The organism is Lelliottia wanjuensis (assembly GCF_030238365.1).
GTDB classification, from domain to species: Bacteria; Pseudomonadota; Gammaproteobacteria; order Enterobacterales; family Enterobacteriaceae; genus Enterobacter; species Enterobacter wanjuensis.
On the sequence record NZ_JASSOT010000059.1, the window covers coordinates 64,821 to 84,722 of the forward strand.

Sequence of the window (19,902 nt, forward strand, 5' to 3'; positions counted from 1 at the left end):
TTTTTTACGTCCTCATCGTTTTTATAGGCCGGTGGCTTCCCTCCGACCCGATGAGTGTAAAAATTAAGCGGCGAGCGAACCTTCAGAAGGTTGCCGCACTTTTCTTGTCTATGGCAATCAGCGCGTTAACCGCGTGAGCAGACTCACAAATTCGGCATTGGTACAAAAACGAATAACCTTAGAAAAACTACGGCATTGATAATCATTTTCAATATCATTTAATTAACTATAATGAACCAACTGCTTACGCGGCATTAACAGCTGTGCCGCCCGACAATAATGGAGAGGATTATGAGTTATACACTGCCATCCCTGCCGTATGCCTATGACGCACTGGAACCGCATTTCGACAAGCAGACGATGGAAATCCATCACACTAAACACCACCAGACTTACGTGAACAACGCGAACGCAGCGCTGGAAAGCCTGCCAGAATTCGCCAGCCTGTCTGCTGAAGAGCTGATCACCAAACTGGATCAACTGCCAGCTGACAAGAAAACCGTTCTGCGTAACAACGCTGGCGGTCACGCTAACCACAGCCTGTTCTGGAAAGGCCTGAAAACCGGCACTACCCTGCAGGGCGATCTGAAAGCCGCTATCGAGCGCGACTTCGGTTCCGTGGACAACTTCAAAGCTGAGTTTGAAAAAGCGGCAGCGACCCGTTTCGGTTCTGGCTGGGCATGGCTGGTACTGAAAGGTGACAAACTGGCTGTGGTTTCCACTGCGAACCAGGATTCCCCGCTGATGGGTGAAGCAATCTCTGGCGCATCCGGCTTCCCAATCGTGGGCCTGGACGTGTGGGAACACGCTTACTACCTGAAATTCCAGAACCGTCGCCCGGACTACATCAAAGCCTTCTGGGACGTGGTGAACTGGGACGAAGCAGCAGCACGTTTCGCTGCTAAAAAGTAAGTCGTCACTGAGTTCGAAAGCCTGGCCTGTTGGTCAGGCTTTTTTTTTATCTGCGCGTTTTTGAGCAACGCTGAAACTACTCTCCCCAACGCTCAACTTTTCCCAACGTCTATTTTTAAATTATCTTTATTTACGGGCGTATTATTTATTCTTCGGATAGACCTTAGGTTCTGTATTGGTAATGCGTGCGCTTTTGAGACATTATTGCGAAAATTCTTATTTCCGGATGTTTCAGGTGTATTTATGCGCGGTACTGGAAAAATAACAGCCTCTCTGAATATTATTCTCTATTGTTATTTATTAGTCTTTCATTCTTTTTTATTTTCTTTCCCGGCTCAGGCGGATGAAAAAACGCTGGCGGCGGATGTTTCATCCGCGGGAACGCTATTAAGTCAGAATGACCGCATGGATGCCGTCATTAATAGCCTGGTCAACAGCACCAGCGGAAAAGCCACCTCTGAAGTTCAGCAATGGCTCCAGCAGTATGGGACGGCGCGCGTCAACCTGGGCGTCGACAGGCAGTTTTCGCTGGCCAGCGCTGACTTCGATTTGCTGCTGCCACTGTATGATAAAGATCAGCACCTGATTTTCACCCAGTCGGGCATTCGCCGCGCAGACGACCGCAATGTGATCAATCTGGGCGTCGGCTATCGCCATTTCTCCGACAGCTGGATGTGGGGGGTAAACACCTTCTACGATCAACAGATTTCCGACAACACGCACCAGCGTCTCGGCGTAGGCGGCGAACTGGGCTGGGACTATCTCAAACTCAGCGCCAACGGCTATGCGCGCCTCTCCGGGTGGAAAGACTCCACCGCGCACGAGGACTACGAAGAGCGCGTGGCGAACGGCTATGACCTGCGGGCGGAAGGGTATCTGCCCGCTTACCCGCAGCTGGGCATGCAGCTGATGTGGGAGCAGTATTACGGCAAAGACGTGGCGTTGATGGGCAGCGATAAAGACCAGCGCCAGCGCAATCCCTATGCAGTGACCGCAGGATTGAATTACACCCCGGTTCCGCTGGTGACGTTGGGCGTGAATCATAAAGCCGGGAAGGGCGATCAGCACGAAAGCCAGGTCGAAATGAATATTAACTGGATGGCGGGCGTGCCTTTCGCCGATCAGCTGGATGCGGATAATGTTCAGGCGCGTCGGACATTACGCGGCAGCCGTTTAGATCTGGTCAGCCGCAATAATAATATTGTGCTGGAATATCGAAAAAAAGAATTAATCTCACTTTCACTTCCTCAGCATATTGAAGGGGTTGAATCTGAGACATTACCTGTCGCCGTGAAAATAGCCACGAAATATCCCTTAAGTCATATTGTCTGGCAGGATTCCGAGCTGATGAGTCATGGCGGAAAAATAAGTGAAAACAACGGCGCATGGTCGATTGTTCTTCCGGAATATCAGCCAGAGGGTGCCGAAAAGAATATTTATGTCATGTCCGCGACGGCCTATGACAGCAAAGGTAACGCCTCAGATAAAGCCTGGATTAGCGTGGAAGTGAAAGGCTATAACCCGGTCACGGCGACCACGCAGACCACCGTCTCCAGCGATAATCTCATTGCCGACGGCGTCAGCTCCACGCCGGTGACATTGACGGTCATGTCCGGAACCGGAAAACCTATCGGCGGCGTGGCAGAACAGCTTAGCGCCCAGCTCATCCATCCCGTCAGTGCAAAAAAGATGAGCGTTAAACGCCTGAGCGCCGCGCCATCCACGAGCGAAAAAATTACGCCATTCGTCGAACAAAGCCCTGGCGTCTACGTCAGCACCTACACCAGCGGCATGACGCCGGGCACGGTCATCATTCAGTCTCGCTATAACAGCACGCTGCTCAGCAAGGCGACCATCACGCTGCTGGCGGCCAATACGCAGTATCACTTCGTCCAGATGGATGCGACCAAACCGGCCGCGCTGGCGAACGGCCAGGATGCGATCACCCTGACGGCGCAGGTGACTAACACGCGCACTAACCAGCCCGCGGCGGGCGTGCCGGTGACGTGGCAGGTGGATAACCCCGACGCGGTTTTATCGGCAGAGCAAAGCGTGAGTGACGCGCAGGGCCATGCGACGGTGACCTTGACCAGCAAAGCGGTGCTGGGAGCGACGGTCACCGCCGGGCTGGAAAACGGCGAGACGGTGAAGAGCAGCGTCCTGCAGTTCACGACGGACCTGCAAACGGCAAAAGTGGCCGAGGTGGACGCGGACAAGCTGCGCGCGAAGGCGAACGGGCAGGAGACGATTACCCTCAGCGCCCACGTGGTCGATGCGAGCGAACATCCGCTGGCTAACCAGCCGGTTAAATGGGCGATTACTTCGTCTACGAACGGCGTCCACTTGTCGGACAATCAGAGCACCACGGACGACAACGGCGTGGCGACGATTTCACTGACGACGGCGCTGGCCGGAGACGCGGTGATTTCCGCCGCGACGGGCAGCAGCGCAGCGGTGTCATCCAAGACATTAACCTTCACCGCCGATGCTGACAGCGCGGTGATGGGCGCGATTTCCGCCAGCAAAACCACCGGGCTGGCTAACGGCCAGGACGGGATCGGCCTGAATGTGAAAGTCGTCGATGCCAATAAGAACCCGGTTCAGGGGGCAAAAGTGACCTGGCAGACGGCCAGTGCGACGGCGCATCTCTCTGCCGCCTCCGCGACCACGGACGTTAAGGGCGAGGCCGGTGTGAGCGTGACCTCATCAACCGTCGAGGCGCTGGAAGTCTCCGCGAAGCTGGAGGAGCAAACGCAGACCTCGGCCACGCTGAGCTTTACCTCTGACAGCACCACGGCCACCGCCAAATCCGTGCAGGCCGACAAAACCCAGGCCACGGCGAATGGTAACGATCGGGTGACGCTGACGGCAAAAGTGGTCGATGCCAGCGATCATCCGGTGGCGACAGCGCCGCTGAAATGGACGGTGGTGCAGGGCCAGGCCACGCTGAGTGACGCGCAGACCACGGCGAACGCGCAGGGCGAGAGCGTCATCACTGTGACCTCTGAACATCCTGGCACGGTGGTCGTGTCGGCCAGTTCAACGACGGGCGCGGCGGTGAACTCGGCGGAAATGACCTTTATCGCCGATACGGCAACGGCCAAAGTGACGGCGGTGACGGTCGATAAAACCCAGGCCCTGGCAAACGGGACCGATGCGGTGACGTACAGCGCAACGGTGAAAGATGCCGAGGGGAATCCGCTCAACGATCAGCTGGTGAACTGGGCGGTGACGCCTGCAACGGCGAAATTGTCCGGGGCGACGTCCCGGACGGATGCCACCGGCGTGGCGATCGTCACCATGACCTCGAAGACCACCGGGGATGTGAATGTCAGCGCCAAAGCCGGGGGTGGCACGGCCTGGAATGCGCCTGTGGTGACGTTGATTGGGGATGTCTCGACGGCGCAGTTGGGTGGTCTGAAAACCAGCAAGTCAACGGCGGTGGCGAATGGCGTCGATAAAGTCATCATCAGCGGCCAGGTGACGGACAGAACGGGCAATCCCCTGAACAACATCCCCGTGGTGTGGTCGGTCACGCCGTCCACCGGTTTGCTCTCGCAAAGCACAGGAACCAGCGACGCTCAAGGGCAGGTCTCCGTCGAATTGAGCGCTAACCAGCTGGGTAGCTATCTCGTTAAAGGCGTCGTGAACGGCGATGAAGAGACCTCACAGCCCGTCACTTTTACCGCAGATGTTGCCACGGCGGCTGTGCGTGTGCTGACCGCCGATAAAATGGCGGACATCACCGCGGGCAGGGATACCGTAACGCTTGCTGCGGTGGTGAAAGACGACAATGGTCTGCCGATTGAGGGCATGAAAGTGACCTGGAGCGGCGATAATGCCAGCGGGGAATTCAGTACTGAGAACAGCATGACGGACAGCAATGGGATCGCTACGGCGACTTACGGCAGTACGCTGGCCATGCCGACGCAGATTACCGCGAGGGCGATCAACAAGAATCCAAAAATGCTGACCTTAGACATCGTGCCCGATCTGCAGAGCGCGACGCCGGGGGCGATTGATGTCGATAAAAACACCGCCACGGCTAACGGCAGCGATCCCATTACCCTGTCGACCGTGGTGAAAGATCAGTACGGCAACGTGGTGAAGCAGGCGATGGTCAGCTGGCATGCGGTGATTTCATCGATGGATTACAGCTTATCAGCGGACAATCAGCCGACGGATGCCAATGGCCAGTCGAGCGTCACGATAACCTCGACAGACCGTGGGCCGCTGAGAGCCGTTGCCACCTTTAACAGCACGCAAAAAACCTCGCCGATAATGGTTTACATATCTGATACCGCCACGGAGAAAGTGGCGTCGCTGGTGGCGAGCCAGACGACAGGGCTGGTGGCGGGGGTCGATACCGTCTCGCTGCAGGCATTGGTCACAGATGAAAACGATAACCCGGTCCGCAACGCGGTGGTGTACTGGCGCACGGACAACGACAGCGTTGTGTTCCAGTTGGGCGAGTCCAGCGTGACCGATTTTAATGGTATCGCTGAGACGTCATTTATGGCGACGACCGCGAAGCCTACGGTCGTCGGCGTGGGGATCAACAACAGCAAGCAAACGGTGACGGTCGATTACATTGCCGATCCGCGCAGCGCCACGCTTAAGACCCTGAAAGCGGATAAAACGAAGGCCGTTGCGGACGGTCAGGAGAAAGTGACCTGGGTGACCAACGTGAAGGACGGTAACGGGAATAATCTGTCGGGCGTCACGGTCAACTGGAGCAGCGACAGCGCCTCTCTGGCGCTCAGCGGGACCAGCAGCGTCACCGATGCGATGGGGAATGCGAGCATTCTGGGCTCGACAACCCAGGCCGGGGATGCGGTGGTTACCGCAACGCTGCCGGTCACGGGAGGCGTGATGCACGCCGCCAAAGTGAGTTTTATCGGCGACAGCAAAACCGCCACGGTGGTGACATTAACGTCGGATAAAACAACCGTCGCGGCTAACGGCGCGGACGCGGTGAAATATACCGCCACGGTGAAAGATTCCCACGGTAACCTGGTGCCGAATGCGGAAGTGGTGTGGACTACGTCACTCAACAAGCTGACGGCAGCAAGCACCCTGACCAGCAATGACGGCGTGGCGTACGTCAGCCTTTCAGGTCACGACGTCGGCCTGGCCGCCGTCACAGCACAAGCTTCTGCGGGTGGCTCAACGCTGAAAGTGGATAACGTGGTGTTTATCAATAACATCAACGATAGCTGGGTGATTAACTCTGCCACCTCGGAATACAAATCGCCGCCTATCGTCGGTTTCCCGTCGCAAGGGTTTGTGACCGTCTCGCCGACCGTGGGACCCACGTCACTGGACTGGGCGCCTTCGGGCTATGCGAGTGTCTCTACGCCGATCGCCCTTGTCGCCACTGATGGAAAGCAGTACAGCGTGAATGTTAAAGGCTATCGCCAGTCTCTTTGCACGCGGCGGCCACTGAACGCTGCGGTAACCTGTGAGGTGACCGATGCGCCAATCTATGCGGTCTTTACCTTCGATAAGGCGGATAACCCGACGTTACCAGCCGGGCACTACATCGGGATTATCAATTTCAGGGGCGAAGACTGGTACTCCAGCTATACGTTTGACTACAAACTGACGGTCGATCTGACGGTGCAATAGCGGCAAAAAAGCTTGCACGCAGAAGAGGGAAAAGCGAGTCTGAGGGCTCGCTTTTTTTGCCTCAAGGAGCAACGAACCATGCACTATCCGGTGAATGTGTTTACAGGGAAGATCAGGGACTACGACGGCAGCCGCCCGAGCGCTATTGCCAAAGTCCAGGTCGACGGCGAACTGACTCTGACCGAACTCGGGCTGGCGGGAGATGAGCAGGCCGAGAAGAAAATCCACGGCGGGCCAGAGCGCGCGCTGTGCCACTATCCGCGCGAGCACTATCAGCACTGGGCGCGGGAATTTCCCGAGCAGGCGGATCTGTTCGTTGCCCCGGCGTTTGGTGAAAATCTGTCGACGGACGGGATGACCGAACAGAACGTGTTTATCGGCGATATTTTCCGCTGGGGTGATGCGTTGATTCAGGTGACGCAGCCGCGCTCGCCGTGCTTTAAGCTTAACTACCATTTCGGCATCAGCGATATGTCCGCGCAGCTGCAAACGGCGGGTAAAACCGGCTGGCTGTATCGGGTGATTCTGGCAGGGCAGGTGTCGGCAGATGCGCCCCTGGAGCTGGCTTCTCGCCTGAGCGATGTGTCGGTTTATGATGCCTGCGCGATTGCGTGGCATATGCCGTTTGATGATGAGCAGTATCGTCGTTTGTTGTCGGCAGCGGGGTTATCCACCAGTTGGACGAGAACGATGCAGAAGCGGCGTATTAGCGCACAGATCGAGGATAATTCACGGAGGTTGTGGGGGAAATAGGGGGTTCCGTGCGGCTTGCGTTGCCCGGTGGCGCTACGCTTACCGGGCCTACAAAACCCAAACCGAACCTGTAGGCCGGGTAAGGCGCAGCCGCCACCCGGCACCACAGCGACTACGAACGCTTGTACAGCGGCAACCACAGCGTCAACCGCAATCCACCAAGCGGACTATCATCGGCCTTCACCCAGCCGCGATGCTGCTGAATGGCGGTCTCAACAATCGCCAGCCCCAGCCCTGTCCCACCGGATTCGCGATCGCGCGCTTCATCGGTGCGATAGAACGGACGGAAAATCTGCTCGCGGTCTTCCGGGCTCACGCCAGGACCGTCATCATCCACGTTGATGGTGATGCCGTCTTTATCGACCGAGAACGCCACCTCAATCTTCGTATGCGAGTACCGCAGGGCGTTACGCACGATATTCTCCAGCGCGCTCTCCAGCGTGTTGGGGTTACCGTACAGCGGCCATGGGCCAGGCGGGAAGTTGACGGTGAACGACTTGCCCATCTGTTCCGCTTCAAACGCCGCGTTGTCCAGCACCTCGTGCCACAGGTGATTGGCTTTCACCGTTTCGCTCACCAGCGCGTTTTTCTGCTGATTGCGCGACATCACCAGCAGATCGTTGATCATGCTGTCCAGACGATGCGCTTCCATCTCGATACGCTCCAGCTCTTTGCTCTCACCACTGCGACGACGCAGCAGCGCGGTGCCCAGCTGTAAGCGCGTCAGCGGCGTGCGCAGCTCGTGGGAGATGTCCGACAGCAGGCGTTGCTGAGTGGTCATCATTCGCTCGAGCGCGGTCACCATCTGGTTAAAACTGGCCCCGGCGGCGAGGAACTCTTGCGGCCCGGCTTCCAGTTCCGGGTGCTGTCGCAGGTTGCCCTGCGCCACTTCATCGGCGGCGTTTTTCAGCTTACGCGCCGGTTTCGCCAGGCTCCACGCCAGCCATAACAGCAGGGGAGAACTCAGCAGCATGGTGACAATCAGCAGCAGCAGCGGTCGGTCAAACAGCAGGTTGATAAAGTCGGTCTGGGAGCTGCTCGCCGGGCGAATCAGATAGAGTTGGTAATTATCTTCCCCATCCTTGATGGAAAATGGCCCTACCATCTCTACCCGACCATATTTCTTTTTCTGCGGGTGATCGGCGTTATCCGCCTGGCCAATGAAGTTGCGGATGATCTGCATTTCATTGCGTTCCGCGCCAATCACGCGGCCTTCGCTGGTGACCAGCAGCAGGCGTTGTCCGGGCGGCGCCCACTTGTCGATAGCGCGAAACAGCCTGCGCCACCACATCAAATCGTTAGGCGGGTCGTTTGCCAGTTCGGCTTCCACGTGTTGCTCGATCATCACGCCCTGACGTTGCTCGCTGTCGAGAAGCTCCGTCATCTGGCGTGAGTCGAGTTTAGGCAACATCAAAACCAGCATTAAAACCAGTGCCAGCGTCAGCCAGAAAATGGCGAAGATGCGGGCGGTTAAACTGCCTATCATGAAGCGGAAACCATCAGATAACCGCGACCACGCAGGGTTTTAAACCATGGGTGACCGTCTTTGCGCTCCGGCAGCTTACGGCGCAGGTTAGAGATGTGCATGTCGATGGCGCGGTCAAACGGCGTAAGGCGCTTGCCGAGCACTTCCTGGCTTAAATGTTCACGCGAGACTACCTGGCCGAGATGCTGCGCCAGCAGATACAGCAGGGTGAACTCGGTGCCGGTCAGTTCCAGCGTCTGGCCGTCGAAACTCGCTTCCTGGCGACCTGGGTTCAGGCTCAGGGAGTCCACTTCTAAGGTCGGAGAACTGTTGTCCGTATTCTGCTGCTGCTCGCTCCAGTGGGAACGGCGCAGGATCGCGCGGATACGGGCGACCAGTTCACGGTCGTTAAAGGGTTTAGGCAGATAGTCATCCGCGCCCAGCTCAAGGCCGAGAACGCGATCCAGTTCGCTGCCGCGCGCGGTCAGCATGATGACGGGAGTCTGGTGTGTCTGGCGTAATTCTTTCAGCGTATCGATACCGTTTTTCTTCGGCATCATCACGTCAAGCAAAAGCAAATCAATGCTGTCGTCAAGCAGACTCAGCGCCTGTTCCCCGTCATGGGCAACCAGAACGTTAAAGCCTTCCATGTCGAGCAACTCTTTTAAAAGGGATGTGAGCTCTCGGTCATCATCAACTAACAGGATTTTATTCATTGTTTAAATACCTCCGAGGCAGAAATTACGACATCAAGGCTATCTAATCCATGACTTTACGTTGTTTTACACCCCCTGACGCATGTTTGCAGCCCGAATCGTAAACTAGCTCTCGTTGAATCGCGACACGAAAGATTTTGGGAGCAAGTGATGCGCAAAGTTACCGCTGCCGTCATGGCCTCAACACTGGCGTTTAGTGCTCTTAGCCAGGCTGCTGGAGTCATCACCGGCGATAACGGTCCCTCGGCAGAGGGTATTACGCAGCACAGTGGCCAAAGCAACATGTTTGACGGCATAAGTTTAACCGAACATCAGCGTCAACAGATGCGAGATCTGATGCACAGGGCACGACACGATCGACTCCCTGTTAATGTTAGCGAAATGGAGACAATGCATCGCCTTGTCACCGCAGAAAATTTTGACGAAAGCGCTGTACGCGCTCAGGCAGAAAAGATGGCGCAGGAACAAGTTGCCCGCCAGGTCGAAATGGCCAGGGTTCGCAACCAGATGTTCCACCTGCTATCGCCCGAGCAGCAAGCGGTTTTGAACGACAAACATCAGCAACGGATGGACCAGTTGCGTGAGGTTGCCCGGATGCAACAAAGCTCTGAGACAAAGTTTTTCAGTAGCAATACCCGTAGTAACCAGTAGACCCTGTTTTCCTTGCCATAGACACCATCCCTGTCTTCCCCCACATGATGTGGGGGTTTTTTTTGCCCTTCATTCAAGTTTGTTAACCGTTTATTCATCCTTTGACTCCTTTTCCATCCGTTATACTAGCGGCATGGCATGACAGGAGTGTTTATGAATCAATCCTATGGCAGGCTGGTAAGCCGTGCCGCAATCGCCGCGACGGTCATGGCGTCGTGTTTGCTGATCATCAAAATTTTTGCGTGGTGGTATACGGGCTCGGTCAGTATTCTGGCGGCGCTGGTGGATTCGCTGGTGGATATCGCCGCGTCCCTCACCAACCTGCTGGTGGTGCGCTATTCGCTGCAACCGGCGGATGAAGAGCACACGTTCGGCCACGGCAAGGCGGAATCGCTGGCGGCGCTGGCGCAAAGTATGTTTATTTCCGGCTCTGCGCTGTTCCTGTTTTTGACCGGGATTCAGCATCTGGCGTCACCGACGCCGATGAAAGATCCGGGCGTCGGCGTGGTGGTCACCGTTATCGCACTTATTAGCACAATTGTTCTGGTAACTTTCCAGCGCTGGGTGGTTCGCAGGACGCAAAGTCAGGCGGTACGGGCGGATATGCTTCATTATCAGTCTGATGTTATGATGAATGGCGCGATTCTTATTGCGCTCGGACTGGCGTGGTACGGATGGCATCGTGCCGACGCATTGTTCGCGTTAGGGATTGGGGTTTATATTTTATACAGCGCCCTGCGCATGGGGTATGAAGCGGTGCAATCGCTTCTCGACCGCGCGCTTCCCGATGCCGAACGAGAAGAAATCTTTGAAATCGTCACCTCCTGGCCCGGCGTCAGTGGGGCTCACGATCTTCGTACGCGGCAGTCAGGGCCGACCCGCTTTATTCAGATTCATTTAGAAATGGAAGACAATTTACCGCTGGTTCAGGCCCACTTAGTGGCTGAACAGGTAGAGCAGGCGATTTTGCAGCGTTTCCCGGGTTCGGACGTGATTATTCACCAGGACCCCTGCTCAGTCGTACCCAGGGAAGGCAAAGGACATTTTGAGCTTTCGTAATTCGTTGTAAAAAAGTGAGCCAGGCCAGCATTTTGTGGATAAATTACCGCCATTGGGTCTGACCTGAATCAATTCAGCTGGAAGTGATTGATATACTATTTGCAGTATTGGTTGGTCGAATAGACGTCTTCCGGCAACAGATTTCATTTTTGCATTCCTAAGTTCAGAGGTAGTCATGATTAAGAAAATCGGTGTGTTGACAAGCGGCGGTGATGCGCCAGGCATGAACGCTGCCATTCGTGGAGTTGTGCGTGCAGCGCTGACAGAAGGTCTGGAAATTTTTGGCGTGTATGACGGTTACCTGGGTCTGTATGAAGACCGCATGGTGCAACTGGATCGCTACAGCGTATCTGACATGATTAACCGTGGCGGTACCTTCCTCGGTTCTGCGCGCTTCCCGGAATTCCGCGAAGAGCACATCCGCGAAGTGGCTATCGAAAACATGAAGAAACGCGGCCTCGACGCGCTGGTAGTTATCGGCGGTGACGGCTCTTATATGGGTGCAAAACGTCTGACTGAAATGGGCTTCCCATGCATCGGTCTGCCGGGCACCATCGACAACGACATCAAAGGCACCGACTACACCATCGGCTTCTTCACCGCGCTGGGTACCGTTGTTGAAGCGATTGACCGTCTGCGTGACACCTCTTCATCTCACCAGCGTATCTCCATCGTTGAAGTGATGGGCCGTTACTGTGGCGACCTGACCCTGGCGGCCGCGATCGCGGGCGGCTGTGAGTTCATCGTGGTACCAGAAGTGGAATTCAGCCGCGAAGATCTGGTTAACGAAATCAAAGCGGGCATCGCGAAAGGTAAGAAACACGCCATCGTGGCGATTACCGAGCACATCTGCGACGTTGACGAGCTGGCGAAATACATTGAGACCGAAACCAAACGCGAAACCCGCGCCACGGTTCTGGGTCACATCCAGCGCGGCGGCTCCCCGGGTCCTTACGACCGTATCCTGGCTTCCCGTATGGGCGCGTATGCGATCGATCTGCTGCTGCAGGGCCACGGCGGTCGTTGCGTCGGTATTCAGAACGAAAAACTGGTTCACCATGACATCATCGACGCGATTGAAAACATGAAGCGTCCGTTCAAAGGTGACTGGCTGGACTGCGCGAAAAAGCTGTATTAATTTGCTCTCGCGAACATCGTAGGCCCGGTAAGCGTCAGCGCCACCGGGCAAAAAAAGGCGGATGGCGCTGCGCTTATCCGCCCTACTTTTTTCTCCCTTTGAACATTTTTTATTCCACTCCGTTATAGCCAATCTTTTTTTATTCTTTAATCATTGGTTCGCTTTCTGGCACGCTGCATTCATCAAACACAACACAATGAGAGTTGGAAGATGAATAAATGGGGCGTGGGGTTAACGTTATTGCTGGCATCAAGCAGCGTTCTGGCGAAGGATATCCAGTTACTGAACGTGTCGTACGATCCGACGCGTGAGCTTTACGATCAATACAACAAAGCCTTTGCGGCCCACTACAAACAAGAAACCGGCGATAACGTGGTGATTCGCCAGTCGCACGGCGGCTCAGGCAAACAGGCGACCTCCGTCATCAACGGCATTGAAGCCGACGTGGTCACGCTGGCGCTGGCCTATGACGTTGACGCCATTGCGGAACGTGGTCGTATTGATAAAAACTGGATCAAACGCCTGCCGGACAACTCTGCGCCATACACCTCGACCATCGTCTTCCTGGTGCGTAAAGGCAACCCAAAACAGATTCATGACTGGAACGACCTGATTAAACCGGGCGTGTCGGTCATCACCCCGAACCCGAAAAGCTCCGGCGGCGCACGCTGGAACTACCTGGCAGCGTGGGGCTACGCCCTGCATCACAACAACGGCGACCAGGCCAAAGCCCAGGATTTCGTCAAATCCCTGTTTAAAAACGTCGAAGTGCTGGACTCCGGTGCGCGCGGCTCGACCAATACCTTCGTTGAACGCGGTATCGGCGATGTGCTGATTGCGTGGGAAAACGAAGCGCTGCTGGCGACCAACGAACTCGGCAAAGACAAGTTTGAGATCGTGACGCCAAGCGAATCGATTCTGGCGGAACCGACCGTTTCCATCGTCGACAAAGTGGTCGAGAAGAAAGACACCAAAGCGGTGGCAGAAGCCTACCTGAAATATCTCTACTCGCCTGAAGGCCAGGAGATCGCCGCGAAGAACTTCTACCGTCCACGCGATGCGGCGGTGGCGAAGAAATATGACAGCGAGTTCCCGAAACTGAAGCTGTACACCATCGACGAGGAGTTTGGCGGCTGGGCGAAAGCGCAGAAAGAGCACTTCTCTAACGGCGGTACCTTCGACCAGATCAGCAAACGCTAATCAACGCATGACACAGTGGCCCGGCGCGAGAAATCCGCCGGGCTTTTTTATTTGTCATGATTTTGCGTTACTCTTTAGCCTCTTACGAAAACAGGGAACGCGTTATGAAGAAGATCATTGCCCTCATTGTGGCTGTCGTTGTCCTCGCCGCTGGCGGCTGGCTGTGGATGAAGACCGGCAATCCCGACGCGTTACGCCACATCGTTCTCGACCAGTGTGTGCCGAATCAGCTGAACAACCGTCAGCCCGCGCCGTGCGCGCAGGTCAAACCGGACGCCGGTTACGTGGTGTTTAAAGACCGCAACGGCCCGCTGCAGTATCTCCTGATGCCGACGTACCGCATCAACGGCACCGAAAGCCCGCTGCTGACCGAGCCGCAAACGCCTAACTTCTTCTGGCTGGCGTGGCAGTCGCGCAATTTTATGAGCATGAAACGCGGCGCAGAGGTGCCTGACAGCGCGGTCTCACTGACCATCAACTCCCCGACTGGACGTACGCAAAACCACTTCCATATCCACATCTCCTGCCTGCGCGCCGACGTGCGGGAAAAGCTGGATGCGAATCAGGGGCAGATCAGCACCCAGTGGCTGCCGTTCCCCGGCGGGCTGGAAGGACATGAATATCTGGCGCGACGGGTGACGGAAAACGAGCTGGTGCAGCGCAGTCCGTTTATGATGCTGGCCGATGAACTGCCGGAAGCGCGCGAGCATATGGGCCGCTTTGCGCTGGCGATGGCCCAGCAGTCCGACGGCTCCTTTGTGCTGCTGGCGACGGAGCGCAATCTGCTGCTGCTTAACCGCGCGTCCGCTGAGGAATTGCAGGATCATCAATGCCGTATCCTCCAGTAACCCCACCATAAATCGCGTTTACTCGCGCTGCCTGTCCCCGTAGACTTGCTGAAAAAATCTACAGGAGACAGGTATGTCGCTCTGGTTTACCCACCCTCTGTTCCTGCCCTCGGTTATCGTTGGCGTCACCATCGTGCTGTGGGCGACCTCGCTCCTGCCGGAATTTATCACCGCGCTGCTGTTCTTCACGGCGGCGATGACTGCCAAAATCGCGCCACCGGATGTGATTTTTGGCGGCTTTGCCTCGTCAGCATTTTGGCTGGTGTTCAGCGGATTCGTGCTCGGCGTGGCGATCCGCAAAACGGGCCTGGCGGACAGGGCCGCGCGGGCGCTCTCGGCGAAGCTTACCGATTCGTGGCCGCTGATGGTGGCGAGCGTGGTGTTGCTGAGTTATGCCCTCGCGTTCGTGATGCCATCCAACATGGGACGCATCGCGCTGTTGATGCCGATTGTGGCGGCGATGGCGAAACGGGCCAGCATCGCGGACGGCTCGCGGGCGTGGTATGGCCTGGCGCTGGCCGTCGGGTTTGGCACTTTTCAGCTCTCGGCGACCATCCTGCCCGCTAACGTCCCGAACCTGGTGATGAGCGGCGCGGCGGAAGGCTCATACGGTATCCACCTGAACTACGTGCCCTATCTGCTGCTGCATACGCCGGTACTCGGTATTCTCAAAGGACTGATTCTGATCGGTCTGATCTGCTGGCTGTTCCCAGGCGCGCCAAAACCCGCGCGGGATCTCGCGCCTGCCGAGCCGATGGGGCGCGATGAGAAGCGTCTGGCGTGGCTGCTGGCGGTGGTGCTGGTGATGTGGGTGACGGAGAGCTGGCACGGCGTAGGCCCGGCCTGGACGGGGCTGGCGGCGTCGGTGATTGTGATGCTCCCGCGCATTGGGTTTATCACCGGCGAAGAGTTTTCCGCGGGGGTGAATATGCGCACCTGCATCTACGTGGCGGGGATTCTGGGGCTGGCGATCACCGTGACGCAAACGGGTATCGGCAGTGCCGTTGGTGAGGCGCTGCTGCGCCTGATGCCGCTCGATGCGGATAAACCTTTCACCAGTTTCCTCGCTCTGACGGGCATCACCACGGCGCTCAATTTCATTATGACCGCCAACGGCGTGCCCGCGCTGTATACCACCCTGGCGCAAAGTTTCTCGGATGCGACCGGGTTTCCGCTGCTGTCGGTGATTATGATCCAGGTGCTGGGGTATTCCACGCCGCTGTTGCCGTATCAGGCGTCGCCGATTGTGGTGGCGATGGGGCTCGGGAAAGTGCCTGCGAGAGCGGGGATGTTGCTGTGTCTGGCGCTGGCGGTGGCGACGTATGTGGTGCTGCTGCCGCTGGATTATTTGTGGTTTAGCGTGCTGGGACGGCTGTAGGACAGATCTGTGCGGTTTGATGCCCTCACCCTAACCCTCTCCCACAGGGAGAGGGAATTGAATCACCCTCTCCCTGTGGGAGAGGGCAGGGGTGAGGGCAACAGCGATTAAGCCTGTTTAGCCGCTTCTGCTGCTTTAACGATCACCGCGAAAGCGTCTGCTTTCAGGGATGCGCCGCCAACCAGCGCGCCGTCGATGTCCGGCTGGGTGAACAGCTCTGCTGCGTTAGACGCGTTTACAGAACCGCCGTACTGAATGATCACTTGCTCAGCCACTTTCGCGTCGGCTTTAGCAATGTGGTCACGGATAAATTTGTGAACAGCCTGTGCCTGCGCTGGAGTCGCAGATTTGCCAGTACCGATCGCCCAGACTGGCTCGTAAGCGATAACCACGCCTTCGAACGCCGCTGCGCCCTGAGTTTTCAGCACTGCGTCGATCTGACGTGCGCACACTTCTTCGGTTTTGCCCGCTTCGTTTTCTGCTTCGGTTTCACCGATGCACAGAACCGGAGTCAGACCCTGTTCTTTCAGCACAGCGAATTTCTTCGCGATGAACTCGTCGGATTCTTTGTGGTAAGTACGACGCTCAGAGTGACCGATGATGATGTACTGTGCGCCGATATCTTTCAGCATTTCTGCAGAGGTTTCACCGGTGAATGCGCCAGACAGGTTAACGTCCACGTTCTGCGCGCCCAGCACGATGTGGCTGCCGTCAGCGGCGTGTTTAGCCAGATCCAGATAGATGTCTGGTGGAGCGATCGCTACCGCACAGCCGGTCACGCCAGCCAGCTCTTTACGCAGGTTGGCAATCAGCTCGTTTACCATGTGGCGGCTGCCGTTCAGTTTCCAGTTACCCATCACTAAAGGATGTCGCATTTCAATTCTCCACGCTCAATAAGCGAATTAAGGATTATGGCCGCCCGTGAGAGCAGCATGGTCTGTGAATCAGTATAGAGATTTTCCCTCGAAAGGCTTTGCTTTTTGTCATTAATTCGCCCCTCCGAGTGCGTCAGATAGTGCCAGCTTAATCGGTTCAACAGCGAAGGTCAGTCCCTTTTCGCCGTTATCTGCGACAACATAGCGGATCGCGCCTTCCGTTTCGGCGTAGTAGCGTTTGTTTTTGCCGCTTGTCAGCAATTTTTGCAGCTTTTGCTGGCTCTGGGCTTTAGTCAGAATCGGGGTAAAGGCGCGTAAAATGGCGCTCATGTACTCCAGCGCTTTGGCTTTCGCGGCTTTTTGCTCTGGCCCCTGAATCGGCAACCAGGTGATTTGCATGCTTTTGATCTTCAGCGTGCCGCGCTCCAGCGCCGTGGAGGCGTAGAGATTTTCGTTAATTTTGCTGGCGGCGCGGGTCAGGGTAGGGGTATCGCGGGCGCTGTCGATGGCGCGGAATTCGCCCAGCGGCAGCTTCGGGTTCTCTTTGTTGAAGGCTTCGCGAAACTCACTGATCGACTGATCAAACGACGGCGCGCCCTGCAAAAGATAGGGCGCAGTCGCCGGCGCGTCGGCGGCGAAAATGGAAAAGCTGGCGCTCAGCAGGGTGCAACACAGCCAAAAAGAGTAAGCCCAACTTTTCATGAAGATTGTCCCTGTACGTTACTGTTCATGATTAAAACGATATCTGGTCTGCTTGTCAAAAAGTCACCACTCCAGGGTAAACTACGCGCCATACGATAATAAGGAACCTGACATGACCATACAGCAGTGGTTGTTTTCATTCAAAGGGCGTATTGGACGCCGTGATTTTTGGATCTGGATTGGTACGTGGATTGTCGCGATGCTGGTGCTTTTCGGCCTGGCCTACAGCAACTGGCTGGGCACCCAAACGGCGGCGTTTGCGCTGGTGTGTCTGCTCTGGCCAACGGCGTCGGTGATGGTGAAACGTCTGCACGATCGCGGACGCTCTGGCCTGTGGGCGCTGCTGATCATTCTGGCGTGGATGCTGGTCGCAGGAAACTGGTCGATGTTGCCGTCCATTCTGCCGTGGGTGGTGGGCAAACTGATCCCAACCGTCATTTTTGTGATGACCGTGATCGACCTGGGCGCGTTTGTTGGCACCCAGGGCGAAAATAAATACGGGAAAGACACGCTGGACGTGAAGTACCTCTGATCACCAGTAGTGTTCAGCGGTCATATGGCCCGGTCGACGACGCAAGTGTTTGGTCATCTGCCGGGAATCTTTCAGCAACTGCTGGGTGTCGCGCACCATCTGTGGGTTACCGCACAGCATCACGTGACTGTTTTCGGTGGTCATCGTCAGCCCAACGGCTGCTTCAAGCTCTCCGCTCTCAATCAGCGCCGGAACGCGCCCGGTCAGTGAGCCTTCCGCCGTTTCGCGGCTCACCACGGTCTGGATTTTCAGCTTCCCTTCGTAACGCTTTTCCAGTTCCTGCATCAGCGGGAGATAGCTCAGGTCGGCGGCATAGCGCGCGGCGTGAACCAGCACGATATTGTTGAACCGCTCCAGATCATGTCCGTATTGCAGAATCGACAGATACGGCCCGATGGCGGTGCCGGTCGCCAGCATCCACAGGGTGTCGCAGTCCGGAATCTCCTCCAGCACGAAGAAACCCGCCGCTTCGCTGACGATCTGAACTTCATCGCCCGGTTTCAACGCCGCCAGACGCGGACTTAATTTACCGTCAGGCACGGTGACCAGATAAAACTCCAGATCCGGATTATCGGGCGCATTGACGTAAGAGTAAGCGCGCTGCACGCGCTCGCCGTCAATCTCCAGCCCCAGCTTGGCGAATTGCCCGGCGGTAAAAGGGTGAATGGGGGCATGCACGGTGAGGCTAAATAGTGCATCGGTCCAGAACTCTACCTTAGTGACTTTTCCTGTTACCCACTCCGCCATAACATTCTCCTGAGCTGTTTTCTTACGCTATCTTCCATTCTTGCGAGGGAGATTTCCAGCCTGCTGCGGCTGGAAAGCTCATTCGAACAAATTGCCTTACAGAATGTGCGTCTGTACGTTCGGGTCTTTGCGATCGAGATAGTGAATCGACTGAATGCGGCGGATGGTGCGGGATTTGCCGCGAATCAGCAGGGTTTCAGTGGTCGCCATATTGCCCTTGCGGGTGATGCCGTCCAGCAGATCGCCTTTGGTGATGCCGGTGGCCGAGAAGATGACGTTATCGCTGCGCGCCATTTCGTCGAGACGCAGCACTTTGTTGGCCTCGATGCCCATCGCTTTGCAGCGTGCCAGCTCGTCTTCGCCGATGCGACGATTCTCTTCACTGTCGCCTTTGACGTCATGACGCGCCAGCAGGCGGCCCTGCATATCGCCGTCCAGCGCGCGAATGACCGCGGCAGACACCACGCCTTCCGGTGCGCCACCGATGCCATACAGCACATCGACTTCGCTATCGGGCATACAGGTCAGAATCGACGCCGCGACGTCGCCGTCAGGAATGGCAAACACCCGCACGCCCAGCTGCTGCATCTGTGCGATGGTGGCGTCGTGGCGCGGTTTCGCCAGAATGGTGACGGTGAGATCGCCGAGGGGTTTACCCAGCGCGGCAGCGACATTGCGCAGGTTCTCTTCCAGCGGCAGGTTGAGATCGATAGATCCTTTTGCGCCCGGACCGACAATCAGCTTTTCCATGTACATATCTGGGGCGTTGAGGAAGCAGCCTTTGTCGCCGACGGCCAGTACCGCCAGCGCGTTGGCCTGACCCATGGCGGTCATGCGGGTGCCTTCGATCGGGTCGACGGCGATGTCCACCGCGTCGCCGTTGCCGGTCCCGACTTTTTCACCGATGAAAAGCATTGGCGCTTCGTCGATCTCGCCTTCGCCGATGACGATGGTACCGTCAATGTTGACCTGGTTGAGCATAATGCGCATCGCGTGGACGGCAGCACCGTCAGCGATATTTTTATCGCCGCGGCCTAACCATTTGTAGCCCGCCAGGGCGGCGGCTTCGGTTACGCGGGAGAATTCGATAGCAAGTTCACGTCTCATCAGATACTCGTGCAGTCAAAAGGAATTGCACGAAGTTTATCACAGAGTGGGGGAGGGTGCGGTTTGATGCCCTCACCCCGGCCCTTATGTCTTGATCTTCTCCGCTTCTGCGGAGAAGATCCCCGACTGATCATCGGGAGGTTACCGGTGAGCATCACCCGGCCCTGGTGCCACTGAGCCCGTGGGAGAGA

Annotated in this window: 16 protein-coding genes; 10 read left to right on the forward strand and 6 right to left on the reverse strand. The window is 56.6% G+C overall.

The genetic code is table 11. The features are described from left to right. Positions 1–291 precede the first annotated feature (291 nt). The 3 genes from sodA (at position 292) to yiiM (ending at position 7,293) form a co-directional block, all read left to right on the forward strand. A complete protein-coding gene (gene sodA / locus QQF33_RS11250) occupies positions 292–912 on the forward strand; it encodes a superoxide dismutase [Mn] (protein ID WP_063144341.1) in 621 nt (206 codons plus the stop codon). A gap of 243 nt (positions 913–1,155) precedes the next feature. After that, on the forward strand, positions 1,156–6,540 hold the full coding sequence (locus QQF33_RS11255) for an Ig-like domain-containing protein (protein WP_285157825.1): 5,385 nt from the start codon (positions 1,156–1,158) through the stop codon (positions 6,538–6,540). A 78-nt stretch (positions 6,541–6,618) separates the two neighbouring features. After that, entirely contained in the window at positions 6,619–7,293 is a 675-nt protein-coding gene (gene yiiM, locus QQF33_RS11260) for a 6-hydroxyaminopurine reductase (RefSeq protein ID WP_285148585.1), read from the forward strand. Between the two features lie 112 nt (positions 7,294–7,405). Here the strand turns inward: yiiM and cpxA are convergent, their stop codons facing one another. After that, complete coding sequence (gene cpxA, locus QQF33_RS11265) at positions 7,406–8,779, reverse strand: envelope stress sensor histidine kinase CpxA (RefSeq protein WP_095283986.1); 1,374 nt, start codon at positions 8,777–8,779, stop codon at positions 7,406–7,408. After that, positions 8,776–9,474, reverse strand: a complete 699-nt coding sequence (cpxR, locus tag QQF33_RS11270; RefSeq protein WP_006179159.1) for an envelope stress response regulator transcription factor CpxR — start codon at positions 9,472–9,474, stop codon at positions 8,776–8,778. The genes cpxA and cpxR overlap by 4 nt, the downstream gene beginning before the upstream one ends. Positions 9,475–9,624: 150 nt before the next feature. Between cpxR and cpxP the strand changes: the two genes are divergently transcribed. From cpxP to QQF33_RS11300, 6 genes are all read left to right on the forward strand, one after another. Then, positions 9,625–10,125, forward strand: coding sequence for a cell-envelope stress modulator CpxP (cpxP, locus tag QQF33_RS11275; RefSeq protein ID WP_248859345.1), 501 nt, complete (start codon positions 9,625–9,627; stop codon positions 10,123–10,125). Between the two features lie 153 nt (positions 10,126–10,278). Continuing rightward, positions 10,279–11,184, forward strand: coding sequence for a CDF family cation-efflux transporter FieF (gene fieF / locus QQF33_RS11280; RefSeq protein ID WP_285146522.1), 906 nt, complete (start codon positions 10,279–10,281; stop codon positions 11,182–11,184). Between the two features lie 175 nt (positions 11,185–11,359). After that, positions 11,360–12,322: a 6-phosphofructokinase gene (gene pfkA, locus QQF33_RS11285; protein WP_100778363.1), complete on the forward strand. Its 963-nt coding sequence runs from the start codon at positions 11,360–11,362 to the stop codon at positions 12,320–12,322. A gap of 210 nt (positions 12,323–12,532) precedes the next feature. Further along, the gene (locus tag QQF33_RS11290; RefSeq protein WP_282492156.1) at positions 12,533–13,522 is read left to right on the forward strand and encodes a sulfate ABC transporter substrate-binding protein; all 990 of its coding nucleotides are present in this window, start codon (positions 12,533–12,535) and stop codon (positions 13,520–13,522) included. A gap of 104 nt (positions 13,523–13,626) precedes the next feature. Then, positions 13,627–14,370 carry a CDP-diacylglycerol diphosphatase gene (locus QQF33_RS11295; RefSeq protein ID WP_285157826.1) on the forward strand — a complete coding sequence of 248 codons (744 nt, stop codon included), beginning with the start codon at positions 13,627–13,629 and terminating at the stop codon, positions 14,368–14,370. A gap of 73 nt (positions 14,371–14,443) precedes the next feature. Next, entirely contained in the window at positions 14,444–15,748 is a 1,305-nt protein-coding gene (locus tag QQF33_RS11300; protein WP_285148578.1) for an SLC13 family permease, read from the forward strand. A gap of 107 nt (positions 15,749–15,855) precedes the next feature. On the opposite strand, the gene tpiA is transcribed toward QQF33_RS11300, so the two are convergent. Together tpiA and QQF33_RS11310 are read right to left on the reverse strand one after the other, a co-directional pair. Then, positions 15,856–16,623 carry a triose-phosphate isomerase gene (gene tpiA / locus QQF33_RS11305; RefSeq protein ID WP_100778367.1) on the reverse strand — a complete coding sequence of 256 codons (768 nt, stop codon included), beginning with the start codon at positions 16,621–16,623 and terminating at the stop codon, positions 15,856–15,858. A 111-nt stretch (positions 16,624–16,734) separates the two neighbouring features. Beyond that, positions 16,735–17,325, reverse strand: a complete 591-nt coding sequence (locus QQF33_RS11310) for a DUF1454 family protein (protein ID WP_282492152.1) — start codon at positions 17,323–17,325, stop codon at positions 16,735–16,737. 112 nt (positions 17,326–17,437) lie between these two features. On the opposite strand from QQF33_RS11310, the gene QQF33_RS11315 reads away from it, so the two are divergent. Next, positions 17,438–17,857, forward strand: a complete 420-nt coding sequence (locus tag QQF33_RS11315; protein WP_095283969.1) for a DUF805 domain-containing protein — start codon at positions 17,438–17,440, stop codon at positions 17,855–17,857. Here the strand turns inward: QQF33_RS11315 and fpr are convergent, their stop codons facing one another. Together fpr and glpX are read right to left on the reverse strand one after the other, a co-directional pair. Next, complete coding sequence (fpr, locus tag QQF33_RS11320) at positions 17,858–18,604, reverse strand: ferredoxin--NADP(+) reductase (RefSeq protein WP_285148576.1); 747 nt, start codon at positions 18,602–18,604, stop codon at positions 17,858–17,860. Positions 18,605–18,700: 96 nt separating this feature from the next. After that, the gene (gene glpX, locus QQF33_RS11325) at positions 18,701–19,711 is read right to left on the reverse strand and encodes a class II fructose-bisphosphatase (RefSeq protein WP_285148574.1); all 1,011 of its coding nucleotides are present in this window, start codon (positions 19,709–19,711) and stop codon (positions 18,701–18,703) included. Between the last annotated feature and the right edge of the window lie 191 nt (positions 19,712–19,902).